This is a genomic window from Ruegeria sp. AF8 (assembly GCF_056541825.1).
Genome location: NZ_JBQFYW010000014.1, coordinates 12619 through 32642, shown reverse-complemented (window position 1 = coordinate 32642; position 20024 = coordinate 12619). Strand labels below are relative to the sequence as shown.

Here is a 20024-nt window from a genome sequence, read left to right as displayed (position 1 = left end):
TCTTGGGGCAGAATTTCCGCCTGGAGCGGACAATAAGGGGAGGAGCCGAATGGCATTCGTTGGCAAGGAAGACAAGACGCGTATCGAAAATGAGATGCCGTGGCAGGATCGTGACCTGCCGGTGACATTTCATCGCTTGCTGTCGCGCACCGCGGCCGAATTTCCCGGTCACAAGGCCATCAGCTTTCAGATTCTGTCAGGCCCCGGCGACAAGGCCGAAACCCTGACCTGGTCAGAACTGTTGGGCAAGGTCAATCAGGCCGCCAACCTGTTCCGCTCTCTCGGTGTGGGTGAAAAGGACGTGGTGGCCTATATCCTGCCCAATTGCAACGAAACGCTGATTACCATGATGGGCGGCGCGGTGGCCGGGATCGTGAACCCGATCAACCCTCTGCTGGAGCCCGAACAGATCGCCGCCATCCTGCGCGAAACCCAGGCCAAGGTCGTGGTTACGCTCAGGCCCTTCCCGAAAACCGATGTGGCACAGAAGGTGGCCGAGGCGGTGCGGCACGCGCCGCAGGTCAATACCGTGCTCGAGATCGACCTCAACCGCTATCTCACCCCGCCGAAATCCTGGATCGTGCCCTTCATCCGCCCCAGGATGGAGGACAGGGAACACCTGGCGCATGCCGATTATCTGGACTTCAACAAGGAACTCTCAAAACAGCCCGCGACGCTGACCTTTCCCGACAGCACCGACGACCGCGTGGCCTGCTATTTCCACACCGGCGGCACAACGGGCATGCCCAAGGTGGCGCAGCACAAATATTCCGGCATGATCTACAACGGATGGCTGGGGCACACGCTTTTGTTCTCCGAAGAGGACATCATCATGTGCCCGCTGCCGATGTTCCATGTCTTTGCCTGCCACGTGATCGTCATGGCCGCTGTCGCCTCGGGCGCGCATGTGGTGTTCCCGACGCCCGCCGGCTATCGCGGCGACGGCGTTTTCGACAATTTCTGGAAGCTGATCGAACGCTGGAAGGTCAGCTTTATCATCACCGTGCCGACCGCGATCTCGGCCAAGATGCAGCGCCCTGTGGATGCCGATATCTCGACCGTGAAAACCGCGTTCTCGGGTTCGGCCCCGCTGCCGGTGGAACTGTTCAACCGCTTTGAAAAGGCAACTGGCGTGACCATTGTCGAAGGATATGGCTTGACCGAGGCGACCTGTCTGGTGTCCTGCAATCCGGTCGACGGAGAAAAGAAGATCGGCTCGATCGGAATTCCGTTTCCCTACACAGACGTGAAGATCCTGAAGGAAGGGCCGGAGGGGCCGGCCGAATGCGCCACCGATGAGGTGGGGGAAATCTGTGTATCGAACCCCGGTGTTTTTCCCGGAAACACCTATACGGAAATTGACAAGAACAAAGGCCTTTATCATTTCGAAAGATACCTGCGGACCGGCGATCTGGGCCGTTTCGATGCCGATGGCTATCTGTGGATCACCGGCCGGGCCAAGGATCTGATCATTCGGGGCGGTCACAACATCGACCCGGCCGAGATCGAAGAGGCGCTTCTGGGCCATGAGGCGGTTGCGTTTGCCGGTGCGATCGGCCAGCCGGATGCACATTCCGGCGAGGTGCCCTGCGCCTTTGTCGAACTTGTCGAAGGAAAATCCGCGACCGAAGAGGAATTGCTGGAATATTGCGAGATTCACGTCCACGAACGCGCGGCAAAGCCCAAGCACATGACCATCCTGTCGGAACTGCCCAAGACCGCTGTCGGCAAGGTGTTCAAGCCGGAATTGCGCAAACAGGCGATCACTCGTGTCTATAACGGCGCACTGGAAAAGGCGGGGGTCGCAGCACGGGTGGTGTCGGTCGAGGATGACAAGAAACGCGGGCTAATTGCGCGGCTTGACGCGAACGGTTCCTCCGAGGACGATGTCAACAAGGTTCTGGGTGCCTTCACCCGACCGTGGGAATGGGCAGCCTGAGCGGAGGGGCAATGGATTATGAGCGTCTGATCGACGAAGAAACCTGGGCCTTTATCGCGAAAACAACCGCGAGTTATCCCGAGGATGCGGCAACTCTTTCGATTGCCGAGCAGCGGCGCGTCTATGACGAAATGTGCCGCCAGTTCCGGCAAGAGCGGCCCGATGGTGTGGAAACCGAGGACCGGGACGCGAACGGCGTTCCGGTTCGCGTGTATTCGGCGGGTGACCCAACGCGGACCGTCGTCTTTTTCCACGGTGGCGGGTTCGTAATGGGTGGTTTGGACAGCCACGACGATGTCTGTGCCGATATCTGCGCGCAAACCGGTTATCGGGTGGTCGCCGTGGATTATCGGCTGTGTCCCGAATACCACCATCCGGTCCAGTTTCAGGACAGTTGGACGGCGGTGGAATGGTCAGTTGCCGAATTCGGCGATCCGCTGATTCTGACGGGCGACAGCGCCGGGGGTACTTTGGCGGCCTGTGTCGCGCACCACGCGCGCGGTCGCCTTGACGGAATTCTGGGGCAGGTACTGATCTATCCGCTTTTGGGCGGCGACGTTGACAGCGGTTCCTATCTCGAACACGCGCAAGCACCGATGCTGACCCGCGATGATGGGATGTTCTACAAGAAGATCCGATACGAAGGTGTGGAGCCGTCAGATGATCCGAGCTATGAGCCATTGCAGGATCGGGACTTTTCACAACTACCGCCGACCGTGATTTTCACCGCCGATTGCGACCCGCTTCGCGATGACGGCAAAGCATATCGAGACCGGATCGAGGAAGCGGAAGGGTTGGTGCAGTGGATCAACGAACCCGGGTTGGTTCACGGATACCTGCGGGCGCGATCCTCCGTGGCGCGCGCCCATGACAGTTTCGAGCGGATCACCGTCGCTATAGAAGCGCTGGGGCAGGGGATATGGTCATACGATTGAACCCGCCTGGAAAAGCCGTTTGAAAGCGGCTTAAGCGGATTGGAAACCGCTTGGCGAAGGCGTTTTCAAACGCCTTTGCCGCGCAGGCCGCAAGTGGATCACGACAGGAAAGGTTTCGCTTTCATGGTGTCCGCAACCGGCGCCCCCAGCCGATCCAGAACCGTTGGCGCCAGTTGCAGCTGATCGATCACGACATCCGGCTCCGGTCCTGCGGCCTCACCAAAATAGTAGAGCGCGGTTTCCTGCTGCAGTTCGCAGCGCCCACCGTGATGGCCCCGGTCGTCCTGGCCATGATCGGCGGTTACGATCACCTCATAGCCGAGCTGACGCCACCGGGTGATGAAAGGCGCAAGCATCTCGTCCGCGACAAAACAGGCGTGATCCATTTCCTTTTTGTCATGAAAAAAGCGGTGACCCATGCTGTCCAGCGTGCAGGAATGCAGAATGCCATAGTCCAGATCGAAACGCAGGCACAAATTGGTGAGCGTGCCATACAGATCGACATCTGACGGCGTCATCTGGTTGTCGTGCCCATAGCCGGTCATCGTGTGGAACCGGCCATGATTGATCGTCATGCTTTCGGGTTCGTCATATTCGATGTCGCGGACAAAATCGAACGGGTGACGGTTGAAGAATTGCGACCAATAGCTGTGAGTGACTGCTCCGGTCACGCCGCCCGCCTCGCGGACCTGGCTGAAAATGTCCTTGTGGCTCAGGCGAAAGACGTTTGCGTTGCCGGTGCAACCATGTTGGGCCGGGGCAACGCCGGTATGTATCGAGGCATAACAGCTTGCAGACGTGGAGGGCAGGACCGAGCGCAGCTTCCACACCCGCGCGTCGCCACTGTCCACCCAGCCTTCGAGATTGCCGAACAGGCGGCGGAAGTTGCGCCACGGAACACCGTCCAGAATAATGAGAAGAAGTTTGCGGTCCATCCTCAGGCCCTTTGGTCAGATTTCTTCCGGCGACCCTACGGGATTCGTTTCGCACAGGCTGCCAATTCCCGCCCCCAATAGCAAAATACCGACACCTGTCATCAGACAAGGTGCCGGAATTCCGTAGCTTCACAAAATTGTCGCAGAAAGAGCCAGGTTCAGTTCCCGGCGCTTTCCATCTTGCGATGCGCCACAACCTCTTCCAGCCAACCCAGATGCATCTCGGGAACCGAACTGAGCAGCAGGTCGGTATAGTCGTCGAACGGCGGGCTGAGCACCTGACTTTTCGAGCCATAGCGCACCACGCGACCCTGATACATCACCGCAATGGAATCGCTGATGGCGCGCACCGTCGCCAGATCGTGGGTGATGAACAGATAGGCCACATCCTCGATCTTCTGCAGGTCCAGCAGCAGTTTGAGGATGCCGTCCGCAACCAGCGGATCAAGCGCCGAGGTGACCTCGTCACAGATGATCATCTTGGGTTTGGCCGCCAGCGAACGGGCGATGCAGACACGCTGTTTCTGGCCACCGGACAGTTCCGCCGGATAGCGGTCGATGAACTTTTCGCCCAATTCGATCTCATCCAGCAGCTCGATAATCCGCTTGCGTTTTTCCGCGCCGCGCATGCCGAAATAGAACTCAAGCGGCCGACCGATGATCGTGCCGACGGTCTGACGTGGGTTCATCGCCACGTCCGCCATCTGGTAGATCATCTGCAACTCGCGCAGGTCCTCGCGCGACCGCCCGGCCAGATCACGCGACAGCTTGCGCCCGGCAAAGGTGATCTCGCCATCGCGCGGCGGTAACAACCCGGTGATCACCCGCGCCAGCGTGGATTTGCCCGACCCGGATTCGCCCACGACAGCAAGCGTCTGGCCGGGGTGCAGTTCCACATTGACGTTATGCAGAACGTCGAAATTCAACCCCTTGTAGCGCGCGGTGATGCCGTCGACGCTTAGCACCGCTTCGGGCGTGGGCTTCTTTTCTTCATGCTCGATGGACCGGACCGAGACCAGCGCCTGGGTGTATTCTTCCTGCGGGTTGTTGATGATCTGATCGGTGGTGCCGTATTCGACGGTATTGCCCATCCGCAGCACCATGATGTCGTCGCTCACCTGTGCCACGACGGCAAGGTCGTGGGTAATGTAAAGCGCGGCAACGCCCGTGTCCGCGATGGCCTCTTTGATTGCCATCAGAACGTCGATCTGCGTGGTCACGTCCAGCGCCGTGGTGGGTTCGTCGAACACCACCAGATCGGGTTCCGGACACAACGCCAGCGCGGTCATGCAGCGCTGCAGCTGACCGCCCGAGACCTGGTGCGGATAACGATCACCGATGTTTTCAGGATCGGGCAAGCCCAGCTTGGCAAACAGCTCCCGCGCGCGGGCTTCAGCCTGCTTGCGCGAGAATTTCTTGTGCTCGACCGCCGCCTCGACCACCTGATCCATGATCTTCTTGGCCGGGTTGAAGGACGCAGCCGCCGATTGCGAGACATAAGTCACCTCGCCTCCGCGCAGCTTGCGGATATCGCCCAGCGACGTCTTAAGGACATCGCGCCCATTGACCCAGACCTCGCCACCGGTGATCTGAACGCCACCCCGGCCATATGCCATCGAGGCCAGACCGATCGTGGATTTGCCGGCACCGGATTCCCCGATCAGCCCCAGCACTTTGCCGCGTTCGAGGTCGAAATCGACACCGTGCACGATCTCGATGTCATGGGGCTTTTCGCCCGGAGGATAGACAGTCGCACCAATTTTCAGGCCACGGACCTTAAGAAGGGTATCGCTCATCCCCGGCCTCCTTTCAGCGATGTGGTACGGTTCAGAACCCAGTCAGCCACAAGGTTGACCGAGATGGCCAGCGTCGCGATGGCCACGGCCGGATACAGCGCCGCGCCGATGCCATAGACGATACCGTCCTTGTTTTCCTTCACGATGCCGCCCCAGTCGGCCAGCGGCGGCTGAACGCCCAGACCCAGGAAGGACAAGGTTGAAATGAACAACACCATGAAGATGAACCGCAGCCCGAATTCGGCCACCAGCGGCGACAGCGCGTTGGGCAGGATTTCCCGGAAGATGATCCAGGTCCGCCCTTCACCGCGCAGTTTGGCGGCTTCGACATAGTCCATCACATTGATATCCACCGCCACGGATCGCGACAGGCGATAGGGGCGCGTGGCGTCCAGCAAGCCCATTACAAGGATCAGGATCGGAACGGTTACCGGAACGATGGCCAGAATGACCAGCGCCAGGATCAGCGTTGGGATCGACATGACCAGATCGACCGCCCGGCTGAGAACCTGATCGGCCCAACCGCCCAACACTGCCGCGAGCAGGCCCAGCGAGGTGCCGGTGGCAAAGCTGAGCAGCGTCGCCGCCGCCGCGATAAAGATGGTCGTGCGCCCGCCATAGATCATGCGGGTCAGCAGGTCGCGTCCTATATTGTCGGTACCCAGCAGGTGTTCGGCGCTGGCGGGTTCCCAAACGTCGCCAACAACTTCGGCCATTCCATACGGCGCGATCAATGGGGCCGTGAAAGCCACGAAGAAATAGAGGCCGGTGAAAAACAAGCCGATCACCGCCGAAAGAGGAATATTCTTTATCATTTCGGGTGCCTCAGTCTTGGGTTGGCAAGGATCGACACGATATCCGCGACCATGTTCAGGCCGATATAAACGGCGGCAAAGACCACGCCGCAGGCCAGAACAACCGGCACGTCGCGCTTGGTCACTGCGTCCACAAGGTATTGCCCCATGCCGGGATAGACGAACACCACCTCGACAACGACGACTCCAACCACCAGATAGGCCAGGTTCAGCATGACGACATTTACAATGGGTGAAATCGCGTTGGGAAAGGCATGTCGCGCGATGACCTGAAAGGTGGTCAGACCCTTCAACTCAGCCGTCTCGATATAGGCCGATTGCATGAGGTTCAGAATGGCCGCGCGAGTCATCCGCATCATCTGTGCCAGCACCACGAGCGTCAGAACGAAAGCCGGCAGCGTGATCGCATAGAGCTTTTGCCCAAAAGACATCGAGTCATTGACCATCGCGAGCGATGAAAACCATCCCAGTTTCACCGAAATGAAGTAGACCAGCACATAACCGATCAGAAATTCGGGGACCGAAACCGTCGTGAGCGTAATCGCAGAAATCATTTTGTCCGGCCAGCGGTTGCGGAAACGAACCGCGAGCAGGCCCAGAAAGATCGCGAGCGGAACCGAAACGACTGCTGCCACACACGCCAGAAACAAGGTGTTTCCAAGACGTTTTCCGATGCTATCGGCTATATCGAGCTTGTTGGTCAGCGACTGACCCAGATCGCCCTGAAGGATACCGCCGAGCCACTCGAAGTATCGGGTCAGGGCCGGGCGATTCAGACCCATCTCTTCGCGCAGGTTGGCGAGGGCCTCGGGGGTTGCGGACTGGCCCAGAACGGCTTGCGCGGCGTCTCCGGGCAGGGCTTCGGTCAGGCCAAAGATCAGGGCCGAAGCGCCAATGAGCAAAAGGACTCCCAGCGCAATGCGCTGGGAAACCAATTTGATGATAGGGTGCATTCTGAGAAACCCGATTTAGGCGAACCACATCTTGCGCGTGGCCTGGCCGCCCATCAGCTCGTCATACGGGTCAGGCTCCCAGCCGGCCAGCTGGTCGCTGACTCCGTCAATGAACTGGCTGAACATCGGGCAGATCAGGCCGCCCTCTTCGTTCAGCAAACGGCCCATCTGGGAGTAGATCTCCTTCCGCTTCGTCGTGTCGAGTTCGCCTTTTGCCTGATTCAGCATGTCGTCGAAATCGGACCGCTTCCAGCGCGTGTCGTTCCAGTCGGCCGTCGAGAGATACGCCGTGGAATACATCTGGTCCTGCACCGGACGCCCAGTCCAGTAAGAGGCACAGAAGGGCTGGACGTTCCAGACTTCGGACCAGTAACCGTCGCCCGGCTCGCGCTTGATCTCGAGCGGGATACCGGCCGCGGCTGCGCTTTGCTGGAAGAGCTGGGCGGCATCCACAGCGCCGGGGAAGGCAACCTCGGAGGTCCGCAGAACGATCGGAGACCCGTCGTGGCCGGACTTCTTGTAGTGCTCGGCCGCCTTTGCGAGGTCGAACGTACGCTGCGGGATCGTCTCGTCAAAGAGCGGATAGGCGGCGTTGATCGGGATGTCGTTGCCGACACTGCCAAAGCCCTGAAGAATCTTCTCGACCAACTCCTCGCGGTTGATCGCGTGCTTCAATGCCAGGCGAAGCTCGTTATTGTCGAACGGCGCAGTATCGACATGCATGATGAAGACATAATGTCCACGGCCCGTTGTCGGCTGCACAGACAAGCCCGGTGCACGGCCCAGAAGACCGGCGACCTTGGGTTCGACCCGGTTGATCAGGTGAACCTGGCCGGATTGCAGCGCAGCCGTGCGCGCGGTGGAATCGTTGATGGCGATAATTTCGACGCTGTCGAAATGACCGTCGTCATTCCAGTAGTTGTCGAACTTGGTGTACACGTGACGTACGCCTGGCTCGTTGACTTCCATCTTGTAGGGGCCGGTGCCGATGCCCGCGCCCGGATCGTCCATGCCACCGTCCGGCTGGATGATCAGGTGATAGTCCGCCATGAGGAACGGCAGGTCGGCGTTCGGGTTGTTCAGAGTGACCGAAAATATGTCGCCATCGGCCTTCATCGACTCGATTTCGTTCATGATGCCCAGAGCGCCCGACTTTGAATTTTCGTCGGAATGGCGTTGCATGGTTTTCAGCACGTCTTCGCTGGTCAGTGTCTTGCCGTTGTGGAATTCGACCCCTTGACGGATCTTGAAGTTCCAAACCTTGGCATCCGCGCTGGCTTCGACGCTTTCGGCCAAACGCGATTCAATCGAGCCGTCCGGCGCAACCACCACCAGGGTGTCACCGAACTGGCGACCGTTGAGCGCGGGCACCTGGCTTGCATAGCTTGCCGGGTCGAGAGAGTTGGTCGATTCGCCGCCAATCGAGCCGATCTTCAGATCGCCGCCCTTTTTCGGACCCGCCGCACGTGCGGCATCGGCAAACATGGTGCTGGCCAAAGCCGCCGAGACGCCCAGTGCCGCCGCTTTGCCCATGAATTCACGGCGGGTCAATTTACCGGCGGTCACCTGAGTGGTCATGTGAGTGAGTTGTTCGTTCATAAGTATCTCCCTGTTGAGGATTATGTCGCCTTTCAGCGGCGTTTTTTATTGACGGACGAGTCAATGTAGGCGTATTCCCGGCCCTCCGGCAAGCACAATTCTTTCGTTCTGCCTGTCATTTCGGGTCGATAATTGTCGCGTGGTGTCGTGTCGTTGCCCTCTCTTGCGGCATCTCGATATCGTTTTCATAGGCTTCTATCGTTAGGCGCAGATGAAAACTTAATAAATCCGATGACTTCTTTTAGCGTGTTTCGTTGCGAATGCGCCAGTCTCCCTGTCATGTTTCCTGGATCTGGCAGCATCACGTGCCGGTCGAGCATGGCAGGAGTTTGGAAAGCATCTGGGCGCAAAGTAAGGGAATTTGCGTCACGTTATTCCCTGAATGCGACTAACAGGTCCATGACGTTGGTTCCGGTCGGTCCGGTTTTTAGCAACGCCCCGCGCTGTTTCAGATAGGTACCGCTATCAGCCCGCTCCAATGCGTCATCGGCCCCGTCGCTCCAGGTGTGCCCATCAACAACGGCTCCGGCTGCGTCGGTCGGCCCGTCGGTTCCGTCCGTGCCGCCCACGATCACGGTGATCCCGTCGCAGCCCCGGATCTCGCGGGCAAGCGCCAGCGCCAGCGCCTGGTTTCTTCCGCCGTGCCCCGGATGCTCTGGCAGAACGACTGTCGGTTCACCGCCAAAAATCATCACACCCCGCGGCATGTTGCGAATGCGCGGGCCAAGGGTCTCCGTCAGATTTCCGAGGTCGTCATGCAGCGCCTCTTCATTTGCCGCCACCACAAGGCCCAGATGGCTGGCGGCTTCTGCGGCCGCCTGACGGGCATGGGCGTTGGACGCTACGATGCGGGTGCTGGCTTCGAAATCGCGGTTTTCGGGCAATGCCCCGATGCCCGATCCGATGACTGTCAGGTCGTCCCCGGGAACATCCGAAATCGCCAGCACATCCACCCGCGCGCCCTTGAACCCTGACAACAGACCGCCCCCTTTGACGCGGGAAATCTTGCGGCGCTCGGCGTTCATGGCGCCGATATCCAGCCCGGCCGTCAACAAGCGCCTGTTCAGCGCCGACAGATCATCCAGGGTTTTTCCGGAAACCAGATCTTCGGCCAGGGAAGAGGCGCCGCCCGAGACCAGCAGCAGCAACCGCTCTGACGGGGCCATCCCCCCGATCGCGTCGCGCAAAGCCCGGCCTCCCGCAAGGCTGCGGTCATCGGGGACCGGGTGCGAAGCTTCGATCAGATTCACGTGATCCGGCAAGCCTTCGCCGTGCCCGTCCTTGGTGACCACCAGGCAAGGCAGTTCTTCGAACCGGTCCAGCGCCGCCCGGGCCATCGCGCCCGCCGCCTTGCCAACCGCCACAATCCGGTCGGGCCGCCTTATTTCGGGCAGGGCGTCCCGGGTTGCATTGTAGCCCCCGACTGCGTCCACTCCGGCCTGCCAGATCGATCGTACCGTTTCGTGTGTCATGTTCATATGTCCATCCAGATCGTCACCGGGCCGTCATTGACCAGTTCCACCGCCATATCCGCACCAAACAGTCCGGTCTCGACAGGAACGCCGTGCGAGACCAGTTTAGCGGCAAAATAGTTGTACAACCGTTCCCCCTCTTCGGGTGCTGCCGCCAACGAAAAGCCGGGTCTGTTGCCGCGCGAGGTGTCGGCGGCCAACGTGAACTGGCTTATTACCAAAGCCGAGCCACCAATATCCAGGACAGAACGGTTCATCTTGCCCGCCTCGTCCCTGAATACGCGAAGTTTGGAAATCTTCGCTGCCAGCTGATCCGCCTGCGCCTCGCTATCGCCCTGCATGGCGCAGACGAGGATCATCAGGCCCGGCCCTGTCCGGCCAATCGTCTCGTCCTTGACCGAGACCGATGCCCGCGACACGCGTTGAATCAAAGCACGCATTTCATCTCCTCCAATCGGGGCGCATCCGCGCCGGGGCGCGAGACGCTCAGGCTGGCGGCGCGGATACCGGCCCGCAAGGCGCCGCTCAGGTCGTTTCGTTCCAGATCAAGCGGTGGGCGCAGCCTGTCCCGCCGGGCCAGATAGGCCAGAAAACCTGCGGTGAAAATGTCACCGGCCCCAACGGTGTCGCTGATCCGGGCCTGCGGAGCGGTAGCGGTGATTTCATGCCGCGCAGTCCGCACCGTTGCGCCATCCGCGCCGTGGGTATGTATCAACGTCTGATCCGGACGCAGCACGGGCAGAGGGCCGAACCAGTCCAGATCCTCGTCCGAAACCTTGACCACATGAGCCGCAGCGATCATCCGCGCCAGCCGGGCACGATACCCGGTTTCGTCAGAGATCAGACCGGGCCTGATATTGAGGTCCAGCCAGATCAGCGGCCCCGAGGCCGATTCCGCCAGATCAGCAAACACGTCCGCCGCGGGCGCGTGGATCAGGCTCAGCCCGCCAAAGATCAATGCTCCGGTGTCATCGGGTAGACCAGGCGCATGCCCGAGTTTTCGCCCGGCGCTGCCTTCGTCCAGCAGATCGAACCTTGTTCCGTCGGCTATCGGATGCGCGAAGGCTACGGTCGAGGGCGCGTCGATTTCCGCTGCAAACCGCGTGTCCACACCCTCACCCCGCAGGTGATTCCCAAGCCTTTCGCCCATCGGATCGGTCGACAACGCGCCGACAAATCCGGATGAGACGCCCAGCCTCGCCAGCGCGACCGCCGTATTGACGGCCGCGCCGCCAGGGACCGCGCGAAACCCTCTGTCGCCATCGTGGAGCCGAGCCGGAATCAGGTCCAGCACAGCCTCGCCGCAGCACAGGACCAGAGGTGCGTTCAACCGCGCCAATCAACAAACTCTTGCAAATCCGCGCGCCCGGTTCTGAACGCGTTGGCCGGGTGATCCGGGTTCGGATAGCCGAAGGAAATCGCACACAGGATCAGCCGGTCGTCACCGATGCCGAAATACCGGTGCAGGAATGGCCCGTATGAGGCGACCGCGGCCTGCGGGATCGTCGCAACGCCCAATGCCTGAGCGGCCAGGGCGAAGGCCGTCACGAACCCGCCGCAGTCGATCGCGCCATAGACTCCCAATTCCGCCGGACTGGACAAGATCGCGCAATGCGGCGCACCGAAAAGCGCAAAGTTCTCTTTCATCTGGCGCGCGGACCCGGCGCGGTCTCCCTTCTGCACACCGACCGCTTTGTACAGCGCCCAGCCGCAGGCGCGGCGGCGTTCCTGATAAACGCCGGAATAGGAGGCCGGGAAGGGCAGATCAGGGTTGGCGGTTTCGGTTTCCGCCTCTTGCTCCAATGCCGTGCGAAAGGCGTCAGTTCCCTCGCCGGACGTGACGACGACCTGCCAGGGTTGCGCATTGCACCAACTGGGGACCCGGCTGGCGCTGGTCAGAATCTTTTCAATCTCCGGTCGCGGCACCGGGTCCGGGCGAAAGGCGCGGCAGGAGTGCCGCTGTGCCAACAACTCATCCAGAACCGCCAGTGCCATGCGCCGTAACCTCCTTGTTTCGCGGCGCAGCATGACCTCAGACGCGTTGTGGTGCAAGCAGTCAATCCGGCCGGATATTGAGGCGCATCAAGGCAAGATCCTGCGCTTTGTGAGATAATCCCGGAAACACTAGATGGAGGACTGAACATGGTTGAAAAATCCGATCACGCGGGCCTCTGGCCTTCGCTTTACGACCCGTTCCGCCATTTCGGCGCCAAGCTGGCCGACTGGCTCAGCCCCGCGACCGAGGCATCGGGCAATGACGACGCCTATGACATCTCGATGGAGCTTCCCGGCGTGTCGGACGAGGACATCGAACTGACCGTTGAAGAAGGTGTCGTCACCATCCGTGGCGAGAAAAAGACCCACGAGGAAAAGAAGGGCGACACCTGGTATTTCTCGGAACGCCAGTACGGCGCGTTTCGCCGGTCTTTCCGCCTGCCTGACGACGCGGATGCCGCCAAGGCGAGCGCAAGGATGAAAGACGGGGTGTTGCACGTAACGGTGCCGAAACGGCCGGTGGAAAAAGCCGACGCCACGAAGAAAATCGAAATCGCACGCGGCTAGCGGCTGGCAACAGTGCGGAATGCTTGCGCGAGGGCCGTTGGCGGTTCATCCCACCAGCGGCCCTCGTCCTTTGTGCCTCGGCACACAGATCGCCGACGTCGTGTTTTAGCGGTCCAGAACCTCGATCAGGACATCGCCCGTGGCGCCGGAAGGGGGGCGGGTGCCGGCAATCACCGAAAGCGTCAGGGCCACATCTATCGTGTGAACCCGCCGCGAAACGGACCGGGGTTCGATGCCGGGACCGGCGAACAGGATCGGCACGTAGGTGTCATAGCGCCACGGAGAACCATGCGTCACCGTGACCGACAGGCCATCCATGTCGTTGATGAACCATTCCGGCTGAAAGACCACGTGAATATCCCCGGACCGATCCGGGTGATAGTTGTTCAGAACCGCCTGCAACAGCGCATTGTCGGGAACGGACCCCTCGCGCAGGCGCGAACCGGACACAGCATAGGCCACGCCTTCAAAGGCGACCAACTCGGCCGCGATTGCCGTCTCCAGCGCCACCCTGTCAATATCGGGGTCATTGTGGATGGCCTCGGCCAGCGTGAGATAGGGATGGTCGTAGCCCTCGAACAGCGGACCTGAGATGCCAAATCGCTGCTTGATCCGTTCTACCGCCGGGGCGGTGTCCCATTCATTCGGGGTGACATAGCCGCCGGGCATCCCGAGCGATTCAAGATAGCCGGGCGCATCGGGTGCCCCGTGATCCGCCGAAAGTACGATCAGAGTGTTCTCAAGCCCGACCTCGGCATCAACAAAGGCAAAGAGATCGGCCAGCGTGCGGTCGAGTTGCAGAAGATTGTCCTCGGCTTCCAGGCTCGACGGCCCAAAGAAATGGCCGACATAGTCCGTGACCGAAAAACTGACACCAAGAAAGTCGGTCACCTCATCGTCTCCAAGTCCTTCGGCACCGATGAGCGTTTTGGCAAAATCCGCCGTAATCCGGTCGCCGAAGGGGCTGAGCGTCAGCAGCGTCGTGAAATACTTGTCCTCCGATGTCCCGAGCGGGTGGGGAAACGTGCGGCCAAAGCCCGCAAAGTCAGGCTCCCACGGCTGATCGTCCTGATCGCCGAACATATAAGTGTCCACGGGGTTCAGCAGAGCCCAGGCCTGGCCGCTCAAGGCAAGGGGCATGCCCTTGGCGTTCCATTCCTCAACCCAACCGGGATAGGCGTCATAGTAATAGTTGCTGGTCACGAATTGCCCGGCCGATTTCGAGAACCAGAATGCCTTGCCCACGTGACCCGCCATTGACACCGCGCCGCGATCCTTGATCGAAACACCAAATACTTTTGCCCGCCCCGCGGTGGCGACGGACAGCTCATCTCCGAACGTCGATGTCAGGATCGCACGCGGTGAGCGTCCGTCGCTTTTGGCGGCGCGTTGCGTCGGGTCGATCTCGGTGCTGTCGTCCACATCCGCGCCGCTGGTCAGGATCGAATAGGCTGGGTCCTCGATGTTATAGACCGTCCGGCCTTCGCTCCGGTCATACCACAGATTACCAACCATCCCGTGTGCGGCCGGGTTGGCCCCGGTCGCCAGTGTCGTGTGCCCCACGATGGTTTCGGTGTTGGCATGGGTGTGGTGGGCGTTCCTGTAGTAGATTCCCTTTTCAATCAGATAGCGAAACCCGCCTTCGCCAAATTGAGACATATGGCGCAGCAGCAGGTCGCCGCGTAACTGATCCACAGTGATCTGGAGGATCAAACGGGGGGCGTCCTGAGCGGCTGCAAGACCGGGAACAATGGCAAGCGCAACCAGAACAAGGCGGGCAGATATTGTTAAAATGGACATGGCGTCTCTCGTTCTAAGGAAACAAAATAGATGTAAGTATGCGGGTATAGCATATCCGGGGCAATGGCCTGGCACGGCTGACAGTGCCCTGAGGCGGAAGCGGTCGTTCCACGCACCCAGATCGCAGGATTGCCAAGCTTTTCTGACGGATTTGCGGTACACGCTGTGGTCACTGCTGACCGTTCGCCGCCAGATAACCGATCCCGGCAGCGACAAGCAGGCCCAATACCACCGCAATGGTCACCTTGACCGCCGACCAGGGGCGCTCGCCCTGTACCCGGCCCGTGCGGCCATTGATCACAAAACGATAGGTCTGGCCGCGATATTTATAGGCCGCCATCCAGACCGGCAGCAGAATGTGCTTGAAGGTCACATCGCGCACCTCCGTATCGATCGCGTGAATGCGCTGCCGATCGCCACCGATATCAAACCGTACGTCCCGCTCGATCACCCGCGCCATATGGGCACGCGCTTCTGCCTGGCCCTCGGTCAGTTCGACCGTATAGGCCTCGGCCCGGAACCCGGCCAGGTATTCAGGCTGGTAGGGCTCCAGCGCGGGCAGGTCCCAGGGTTCCAGCGCATCGGTATAGGATTTGGGCAGCGAGCGTGAGGCCAGCACCAGCACATCGTCGAAGAACCGCGCTACCCGGCCCGATTTGGGCGACCAGCGGACCTTGGGCACCTGCTGCTGCACCCGCTTGCCGTCGCGCATGACGGAGCGGGTCTCATAATAAACCACGCCGCGCTCGCCCCGGTATGCGGTCTGCGTGTCGGCGTCAAAGGTCCAGTAGGGAACATATATCCCCTGCATCCGGCGTCCCTTGCGGGCGTAGTCCTTCAGCCCACTGGGTGCGAACCACAAACCACCCAGCCAGTCGCCCATCGCCTTATGGGCCGAGCGTTCGTCCAGCGCAAAGGGCAGAACGCCACGCGGCTTGATATGGCGGCTGATGCCGGTATCGGTGACCACCGGAGTGGCGCAGAACGGGCATTCGGCGGCATGTGTGTCGGGGTCGAATTCGACCTGCGCGGCGCAGTTGGGGCAGGTGAGAACCCGGGTTTCCTCGATCTCGGTCTCGGGCAGGCGGCGGGCGATGGCGGCGTCGAAATCTAACTCGCGCAGACTGCCGCCTTTCCAGGGGCCGGAGCCGATCGGTTCGGAATGGCCGCAGTGGTCGCAGGTCAGCGTTCCGCCGACCGGATCGAACCGGTAATCCGCCCCGCACTGGTCGCAGGGAAAACGGTGTTCTTCCGGGCCTTGCGCCGTGGTGGAAGAACCGGGTGGGGGCGGAATATCGGTCATGGGCCAACCCTTGCTGTTCAGCCTTTCTGGAACAATCTCATGCGGTTGAGCGTCCCGTCCTTGCGGATGACATGGTGCCATATGGCAACGACCGCGTGGCCAAGTGCGACCAGCATCAGCGCATTGGCCGCGACTTCATGCGCTTCTCCGGCCGCGCGAATACCGCCGAACCAGGTCAGGATGCCCAAAGCGGCGACGGTGATCATCAACACATAGATCACACGATGACCCCAATGGGCAGCTCTTTCCATCAATTCGGTCGCGCCGGGCAACGGGCCGGGCGCGCCCTGCACACGGCGCAGCACCAGCCGGACCACGATCAGCGCAAAGATCGCGCAACCCAGCCAGACATGCGGGGTGCTGCCTTCGAAGCCGCTGGCGCTGCTGTCGATACGGGCACGCAGAACGCGGCCCATGTTGTCGCCGGTCAGCCAGGCGGCGAGAATCAGAATGGCGACCAGCCAATGCAGGATGATCTGCGGCCTGGAGTATTTGGAGGGGATAGACACTGGCACTCTCCTTGAGTTTGGAATTCGCGCAGGTCTTCCACGCGTCAGCGTGCATATTCCGTCGCATTATTTTCCCGGCGGTGGCGGCGGCAGGATGGTGAACAACTGCGCCAGCTCCTGCACGTCGCCCGCCCGTTTCCAGCCATCCTGACCGGCGGTCCAGACATAGGTTTCGCGCGTGATTTCTCCATCTGCGGCCATGCGGCCCATCCTGGCCTTTGAGAACGGGCCGCTGGTCTGGCCATCGACCGCGATATGCCACACATGCTCGACCGGTGGCGGGGGCGGCGGGGCCATGGGCGATACCGGTGCCGCGGCAGCGGGCGCGGGCGTGCCCCAGGGGCCGCTCGGCTGACCCGCTGCCATCTGCTGCGCCATCGCCATGCCCATTCCCATGCCGAGACCCGCGCCCATGCCGCCGCCGCCGCCGGGATTGCCGGCCGCCGCTGTCATTGCTTCGGCTGCCGAATACTGGGTGAACTTGCCCAGATCACCCGCCAGCCCCATGGATGTACGCTTGTCCAGCGCCGCCTCGACCGCCGGAGGCAGCGAGATGTTCTCGATGTAAAACTCGGGTATCTCAAGCCCATAACTCTCCAGCACCGGCGAGACCTGAGCCGCGATCAGCTTGCCCAGATCGGCGGTGTTGGCGGCCATGTCCAGAACCGGGATGCCCGAACCCGCGATCACGCGGGAAAACTCCTGCACGATGATGTTGCGGATCTGGAAACTGATCTCGTCCATGGTGAACTCGCCGTCGGTGCCGACGATCTCGACCAGGAACCGTGCCGGGTCCTTGACCCGCACCGTATAGGTTCCATAGGCGCGGATGCGGGTGGGTCCGAATTCCGGATCGCGCAGCATGATCGGGTTCTTGGTGCCCCATTTGAGGTCGTTGAACCGGGTGGTGTTGACGAAATAGATTTCGGATTTGAACGGTGACTGGAACCCGTGATCCCAGTGCTGCAGCGTCGTCAGGATCGGCATGTTGTTGGTTTCCAGCATATAGAGCCCCGGCGTGAATACATCCGCCAACTGGCCCTCATGCACGAAAACCGCCGCCTGACCCTCGCGCACGGTCAGCTTGGCGCCGTACTTGATTTCGTGCCCTTCGCGCTCGAACCGCCAGACCATGGTGTCGCGGGTGTCGTCCACCCAATGGATCACATCTATGAATTCACCGGTCAGAAAATCGAAAATTCCCATGCGATATCTCCTGTCAGAGGTGTCAGAGTGACGATCCCAGCAATTCGCGAGCGATAATCTCGGCCACCGGGCGCGCTTCGGCGGCGGTCATCCCCGGTTTCAGGCGCGGGTCGTAAAGCATCGTCAGCAGTTTTTCGTCATGACTGGTCAGCAGCGCGAATTCGTCGTCGTCGTTAAAGATCGATGGTCGCGCGGCGGGGCTGTCATTGGGCAGGCCAAGGCCCTGCGCAATCTCTTCGTGAATGCAACTGAGCCGCACAAGGTCGGGATGTTCCGCCCGCACCAGCGCGACGGCCCTGGTATAGGTATGGCTCGATCCGCCGCCCGCCGAGGCGAACACGAAGCAATAGAATGCGCGCGGCAGATCCTCGAACAGATCAAGCTGCGCCTGCCCGATATTCGGGATCAGTTGCCGCAGACGGGTCTGGACATAATCGGTGTCATCTTCGCCCGCGATGAAGACGTGAAAATTGGCGTTGCGGTCGGTTGCGGTGACCGGATGACCAGTGACGCGCGACAGCCGCGCGGCATAGGAACTCACCCGCGCGCTGTCCTCCTGCCTGCGGTCCGGCGGGACGCTGGGGCCGAACTCGGTGCTGATCCGGACCGGCTCGGCCCAGCGGCTGAGGCTTCCGCTTGTGCGCCGGGACACGGTCGAGACCGCCTGGCCGGAATACTCGCTGAAAAATGCGATGGTTTCGAAATTCCGCACCAGATCCTGCGCGTCGTACGGCGTGTCCGGCCCACCACCATCTGTGCGCAGCAATCCGCGCGTCAACAGATCGCTTTGCACCTTTTCATAGTACCGGGCCAGATCCTGGCTTTGGGCAGAGGGCGGCACATAGGCGTTCGTCGGCGAGGCAAGCCCCGCCGGGCGTTCCTGCGGTGAGGGTATCAGGGGCACATCGGCATCACAGGCGGCCAGCACCAGCAGGGTGCAGACCGCCGCACCTTTGCAGCACGTCCTGAACCAGCGCAAGTTCAAGGATTCAACCCGGCACTGCGGTTCCGGCAGTATCGCCCAAGCCGTCCTGCCGGGCCTTGGCAGAGGCCAAAGTATCGCGCAGTTCCACCTCCATTTTCTTCAGCTCTTCCTCGGCGGCGGCGCGTTTGGCCTTGCCCTCATCGGCGATTGCCAGACTTTCCTGAATGGTGCCGATCAGATCGGCATTGGCCTGTTTAACCGCTTCGATGTCGAATACGCCGCGTTCCATTTCCTGACGTATCATCTTGTTGCTTTCGCGCAGGTTTGCGGCATTGGCGGTCAAAAGCTCGTTGGTCAGATCGTTGGCGTCACGCACGGCGGCGGCGGCTTCGGCGCTGCGCTGGATGGTGACGGCCTGCGCCAGTTGGGTTTCCCAAAGCGGCACGGTATTGACCAGGGTCGAGTTGATCTTGGTCACCAGCGACTTGTCGTTTTCCTGCACCAGCCGGATCGAGGGCAGCGACTGCATCGTCACCTGCCGTGTCAGCTTCAGGTCATGCACACGGCGTTCCAGATCGTCACGCGCGGCACGCAGGTCGCGCAGTTCCTGCGCCTTCATGACCTGTTCGCTTTCGGCGGCGGCTTCGACTTCCGCCGCCCTGGCGGGAATGTCATGGCTGTCGAGTTCGGTCAGCTTCTCTTCGCCCGCCGCGATGTAGAGCGCCAGTTCGTCATAGAAATCCAGCGTCTTTTCATACAGCAGATCCAGCGACTTGATATCCTTGAGCAGCGTGTGCTCGTGCCCCAAAAGGCTGTCGGTGATCCTGTCAATCTGGTCCTGGACCTCTTCGTAGCGGGCAGTGAACTTGGCAAAGGGAGCTGCCCGTCCGACAAGTTTTTCCCACCACGACCGTTCGCGGCGCACGTCCAGTTCGCTGACCGAAAAGCCCCGAATGGTGGTTACGATATCGCGCAGGCTGTCGCCGGCCGGGCCCACATCCTTGTTGCGCACATCGGCCAGCATCGCCTGGCTGATTTCCTGCAACTCCGCCTGCGCGGCAGAGCCGAAGGACACGATCGAGTTGGTGTCGCCCATGTCGATTTCGCCCATGCGCTTGCGGATTTCGGCGCCGGCCGGGGCGTCGGCGGCCTCCAGAGGGACGACTTCGGTCTGAGGTTCGGGCAGGGCGACGGCGGTGACTTCGTGCACCAGCGCTTCGGCCTCGACAGCCTTGTTCTTAATGGCATCAGACATGAATATCCTCCTCAATCAAT

At 60.9% G+C, this 20024-nt stretch carries 18 protein-coding genes; 3 read left to right on the top strand and 15 right to left on the bottom strand.

The features are described from left to right. Positions 1-49: 49 nt before the first annotated feature. A complete protein-coding gene (locus ACR0AO_RS18570) occupies positions 50-1939 on the top strand; it encodes an acyl-CoA synthetase (RefSeq protein WP_480606798.1) in 1890 nt (629 codons plus the stop codon). Positions 1940-1950: 11 nt separating this feature from the next. Beyond that, positions 1951-2874 (top strand): alpha/beta hydrolase, encoded by a 924-nt coding sequence (locus ACR0AO_RS18565; protein WP_480606794.1) that lies wholly within the window; start codon positions 1951-1953, stop codon positions 2872-2874. Between the two features lie 98 nt (positions 2875-2972). On the opposite strand, the gene ACR0AO_RS18560 is transcribed toward ACR0AO_RS18565, so the two are convergent. From ACR0AO_RS18560 to ACR0AO_RS18520, 9 genes are all read right to left on the bottom strand, one after another. After that, on the bottom strand, positions 2973-3809 hold the full coding sequence (locus ACR0AO_RS18560; RefSeq protein WP_480606791.1) for an alkaline phosphatase family protein: 837 nt from the start codon (positions 3807-3809) through the stop codon (positions 2973-2975). Between the two features lie 158 nt (positions 3810-3967). Then, positions 3968-5605 carry an ABC transporter ATP-binding protein gene (locus ACR0AO_RS18555; RefSeq protein WP_480606787.1) on the bottom strand — a complete coding sequence of 546 codons (1638 nt, stop codon included), beginning with the start codon at positions 5603-5605 and terminating at the stop codon, positions 3968-3970. Next, positions 5602-6417 carry an ABC transporter permease gene (locus ACR0AO_RS18550; RefSeq protein WP_480607039.1) on the bottom strand — a complete coding sequence of 272 codons (816 nt, stop codon included), beginning with the start codon at positions 6415-6417 and terminating at the stop codon, positions 5602-5604. The genes ACR0AO_RS18555 and ACR0AO_RS18550 overlap by 4 nt, the downstream gene beginning before the upstream one ends. Next, the gene (locus ACR0AO_RS18545) at positions 6417-7373 is read right to left on the bottom strand and encodes an ABC transporter permease (RefSeq protein ID WP_480606784.1); all 957 of its coding nucleotides are present in this window, start codon (positions 7371-7373) and stop codon (positions 6417-6419) included. The genes ACR0AO_RS18550 and ACR0AO_RS18545 overlap by 1 nt, the downstream gene beginning before the upstream one ends. Positions 7374-7388: 15 nt before the next feature. Beyond that, a complete protein-coding gene (locus tag ACR0AO_RS18540) occupies positions 7389-8972 on the bottom strand; it encodes an ABC transporter substrate-binding protein (RefSeq protein WP_480606780.1) in 1584 nt (527 codons plus the stop codon). A gap of 371 nt (positions 8973-9343) precedes the next feature. After that, positions 9344-10444 (bottom strand): glycerate kinase type-2 family protein, encoded by a 1101-nt coding sequence (locus ACR0AO_RS18535; protein WP_480606777.1) that lies wholly within the window; start codon positions 10442-10444, stop codon positions 9344-9346. A gap of 2 nt (positions 10445-10446) precedes the next feature. Continuing rightward, on the bottom strand, positions 10447-10884 hold the full coding sequence (gene dtd / locus ACR0AO_RS18530) for a D-aminoacyl-tRNA deacylase (RefSeq protein ID WP_480606774.1): 438 nt from the start codon (positions 10882-10884) through the stop codon (positions 10447-10449). Continuing rightward, on the bottom strand, positions 10872-11783 hold the full coding sequence (locus ACR0AO_RS18525; RefSeq protein ID WP_480606771.1) for a carbohydrate kinase family protein: 912 nt from the start codon (positions 11781-11783) through the stop codon (positions 10872-10874). The genes dtd and ACR0AO_RS18525 overlap by 13 nt, the downstream gene beginning before the upstream one ends. Continuing rightward, entirely contained in the window at positions 11771-12439 is a 669-nt protein-coding gene (locus tag ACR0AO_RS18520) for a nitroreductase (RefSeq protein ID WP_480606768.1), read from the bottom strand. Before ACR0AO_RS18520 ends, ACR0AO_RS18525 begins: the two co-directional genes overlap by 13 nt. A 147-nt stretch (positions 12440-12586) precedes the next feature. Between ACR0AO_RS18520 and ACR0AO_RS18515 the strand changes: the two genes are divergently transcribed. Further along, positions 12587-13006, top strand: a complete 420-nt coding sequence (locus ACR0AO_RS18515) for an Hsp20/alpha crystallin family protein (protein WP_480606765.1) — start codon at positions 12587-12589, stop codon at positions 13004-13006. Between the two features lie 105 nt (positions 13007-13111). On the opposite strand, the gene ACR0AO_RS18510 is transcribed toward ACR0AO_RS18515, so the two are convergent. The 6 genes from ACR0AO_RS18510 to ACR0AO_RS18485 all read right to left on the bottom strand — a co-directional run bounded on the left by ACR0AO_RS18510 (position 13112) and on the right by ACR0AO_RS18485 (position 20004). Beyond that, complete coding sequence (locus tag ACR0AO_RS18510; RefSeq protein WP_480606762.1) at positions 13112-14806, bottom strand: alkaline phosphatase family protein; 1695 nt, start codon at positions 14804-14806, stop codon at positions 13112-13114. A gap of 169 nt (positions 14807-14975) precedes the next feature. Next, a complete protein-coding gene (locus ACR0AO_RS18505; protein WP_480606759.1) occupies positions 14976-16109 on the bottom strand; it encodes a TFIIB-type zinc finger domain-containing protein in 1134 nt (377 codons plus the stop codon). 17 nt (positions 16110-16126) lie between these two features. Continuing rightward, complete coding sequence (locus tag ACR0AO_RS18500) at positions 16127-16618, bottom strand: cytochrome b (RefSeq protein WP_480606756.1); 492 nt, start codon at positions 16616-16618, stop codon at positions 16127-16129. Between the two features lie 66 nt (positions 16619-16684). Then, the gene (locus ACR0AO_RS18495) at positions 16685-17824 is read right to left on the bottom strand and encodes an SPFH domain-containing protein (RefSeq protein ID WP_480606753.1); all 1140 of its coding nucleotides are present in this window, start codon (positions 17822-17824) and stop codon (positions 16685-16687) included. Positions 17825-17846: 22 nt separating this feature from the next. After that, complete coding sequence (locus ACR0AO_RS18490; protein WP_480607036.1) at positions 17847-18803, bottom strand: DUF2927 domain-containing protein; 957 nt, start codon at positions 18801-18803, stop codon at positions 17847-17849. Between the two features lie 10 nt (positions 18804-18813). Beyond that, on the bottom strand, positions 18814-20004 hold the full coding sequence (locus ACR0AO_RS18485; RefSeq protein WP_480606750.1) for a toxic anion resistance protein: 1191 nt from the start codon (positions 20002-20004) through the stop codon (positions 18814-18816). Between the last annotated feature and the right edge of the window lie 20 nt (positions 20005-20024).

Coding starts and splice junctions, on each gene's coding strand:
- ACR0AO_RS18540 (WP_480606780.1), bottom strand. CDS start 8,972: ATGAACGAACAACTCACTCACATGACCACTCAGGTGACCGCCGGTAAA.
- ACR0AO_RS18560 (WP_480606791.1), bottom strand. CDS start 3,809: ATGGACCGCAAACTTCTTCTCATTATTCTGGACGGTGTTCCGTGGCGC.
- ACR0AO_RS18510 (WP_480606762.1), bottom strand. CDS start 14,806: ATGTCCATTTTAACAATATCTGCCCGCCTTGTTCTGGTTGCGCTTGCC.
- ACR0AO_RS18505 (WP_480606759.1), bottom strand. CDS start 16,109: ATGACCGATATTCCGCCCCCACCCGGTTCTTCCACCACGGCGCAAGGC.
- ACR0AO_RS18485 (WP_480606750.1), bottom strand. CDS start 20,004: ATGTCTGATGCCATTAAGAACAAGGCTGTCGAGGCCGAAGCGCTGGTG.
- ACR0AO_RS18570 (WP_480606798.1), top strand. CDS start 50: ATGGCATTCGTTGGCAAGGAAGACAAGACGCGTATCGAAAATGAGATG.
- ACR0AO_RS18545 (WP_480606784.1), bottom strand. CDS start 7,373: ATGCACCCTATCATCAAATTGGTTTCCCAGCGCATTGCGCTGGGAGTC.
- ACR0AO_RS18520 (WP_480606768.1), bottom strand. CDS start 12,439: ATGGCACTGGCGGTTCTGGATGAGTTGTTGGCACAGCGGCACTCCTGC.
- ACR0AO_RS18555 (WP_480606787.1), bottom strand. CDS start 5,605: ATGAGCGATACCCTTCTTAAGGTCCGTGGCCTGAAAATTGGTGCGACT.
- ACR0AO_RS18565 (WP_480606794.1), top strand. CDS start 1,951: ATGGATTATGAGCGTCTGATCGACGAAGAAACCTGGGCCTTTATCGCG.
- ACR0AO_RS18535 (WP_480606777.1), bottom strand. CDS start 10,444: ATGACACACGAAACGGTACGATCGATCTGGCAGGCCGGAGTGGACGCA.
- dtd (WP_480606774.1), bottom strand. CDS start 10,884: ATGCGTGCTTTGATTCAACGCGTGTCGCGGGCATCGGTCTCGGTCAAG.
- ACR0AO_RS18515 (WP_480606765.1), top strand. CDS start 12,587: ATGGTTGAAAAATCCGATCACGCGGGCCTCTGGCCTTCGCTTTACGAC.
- ACR0AO_RS18495 (WP_480606753.1), bottom strand. CDS start 17,824: ATGGGAATTTTCGATTTTCTGACCGGTGAATTCATAGATGTGATCCAT.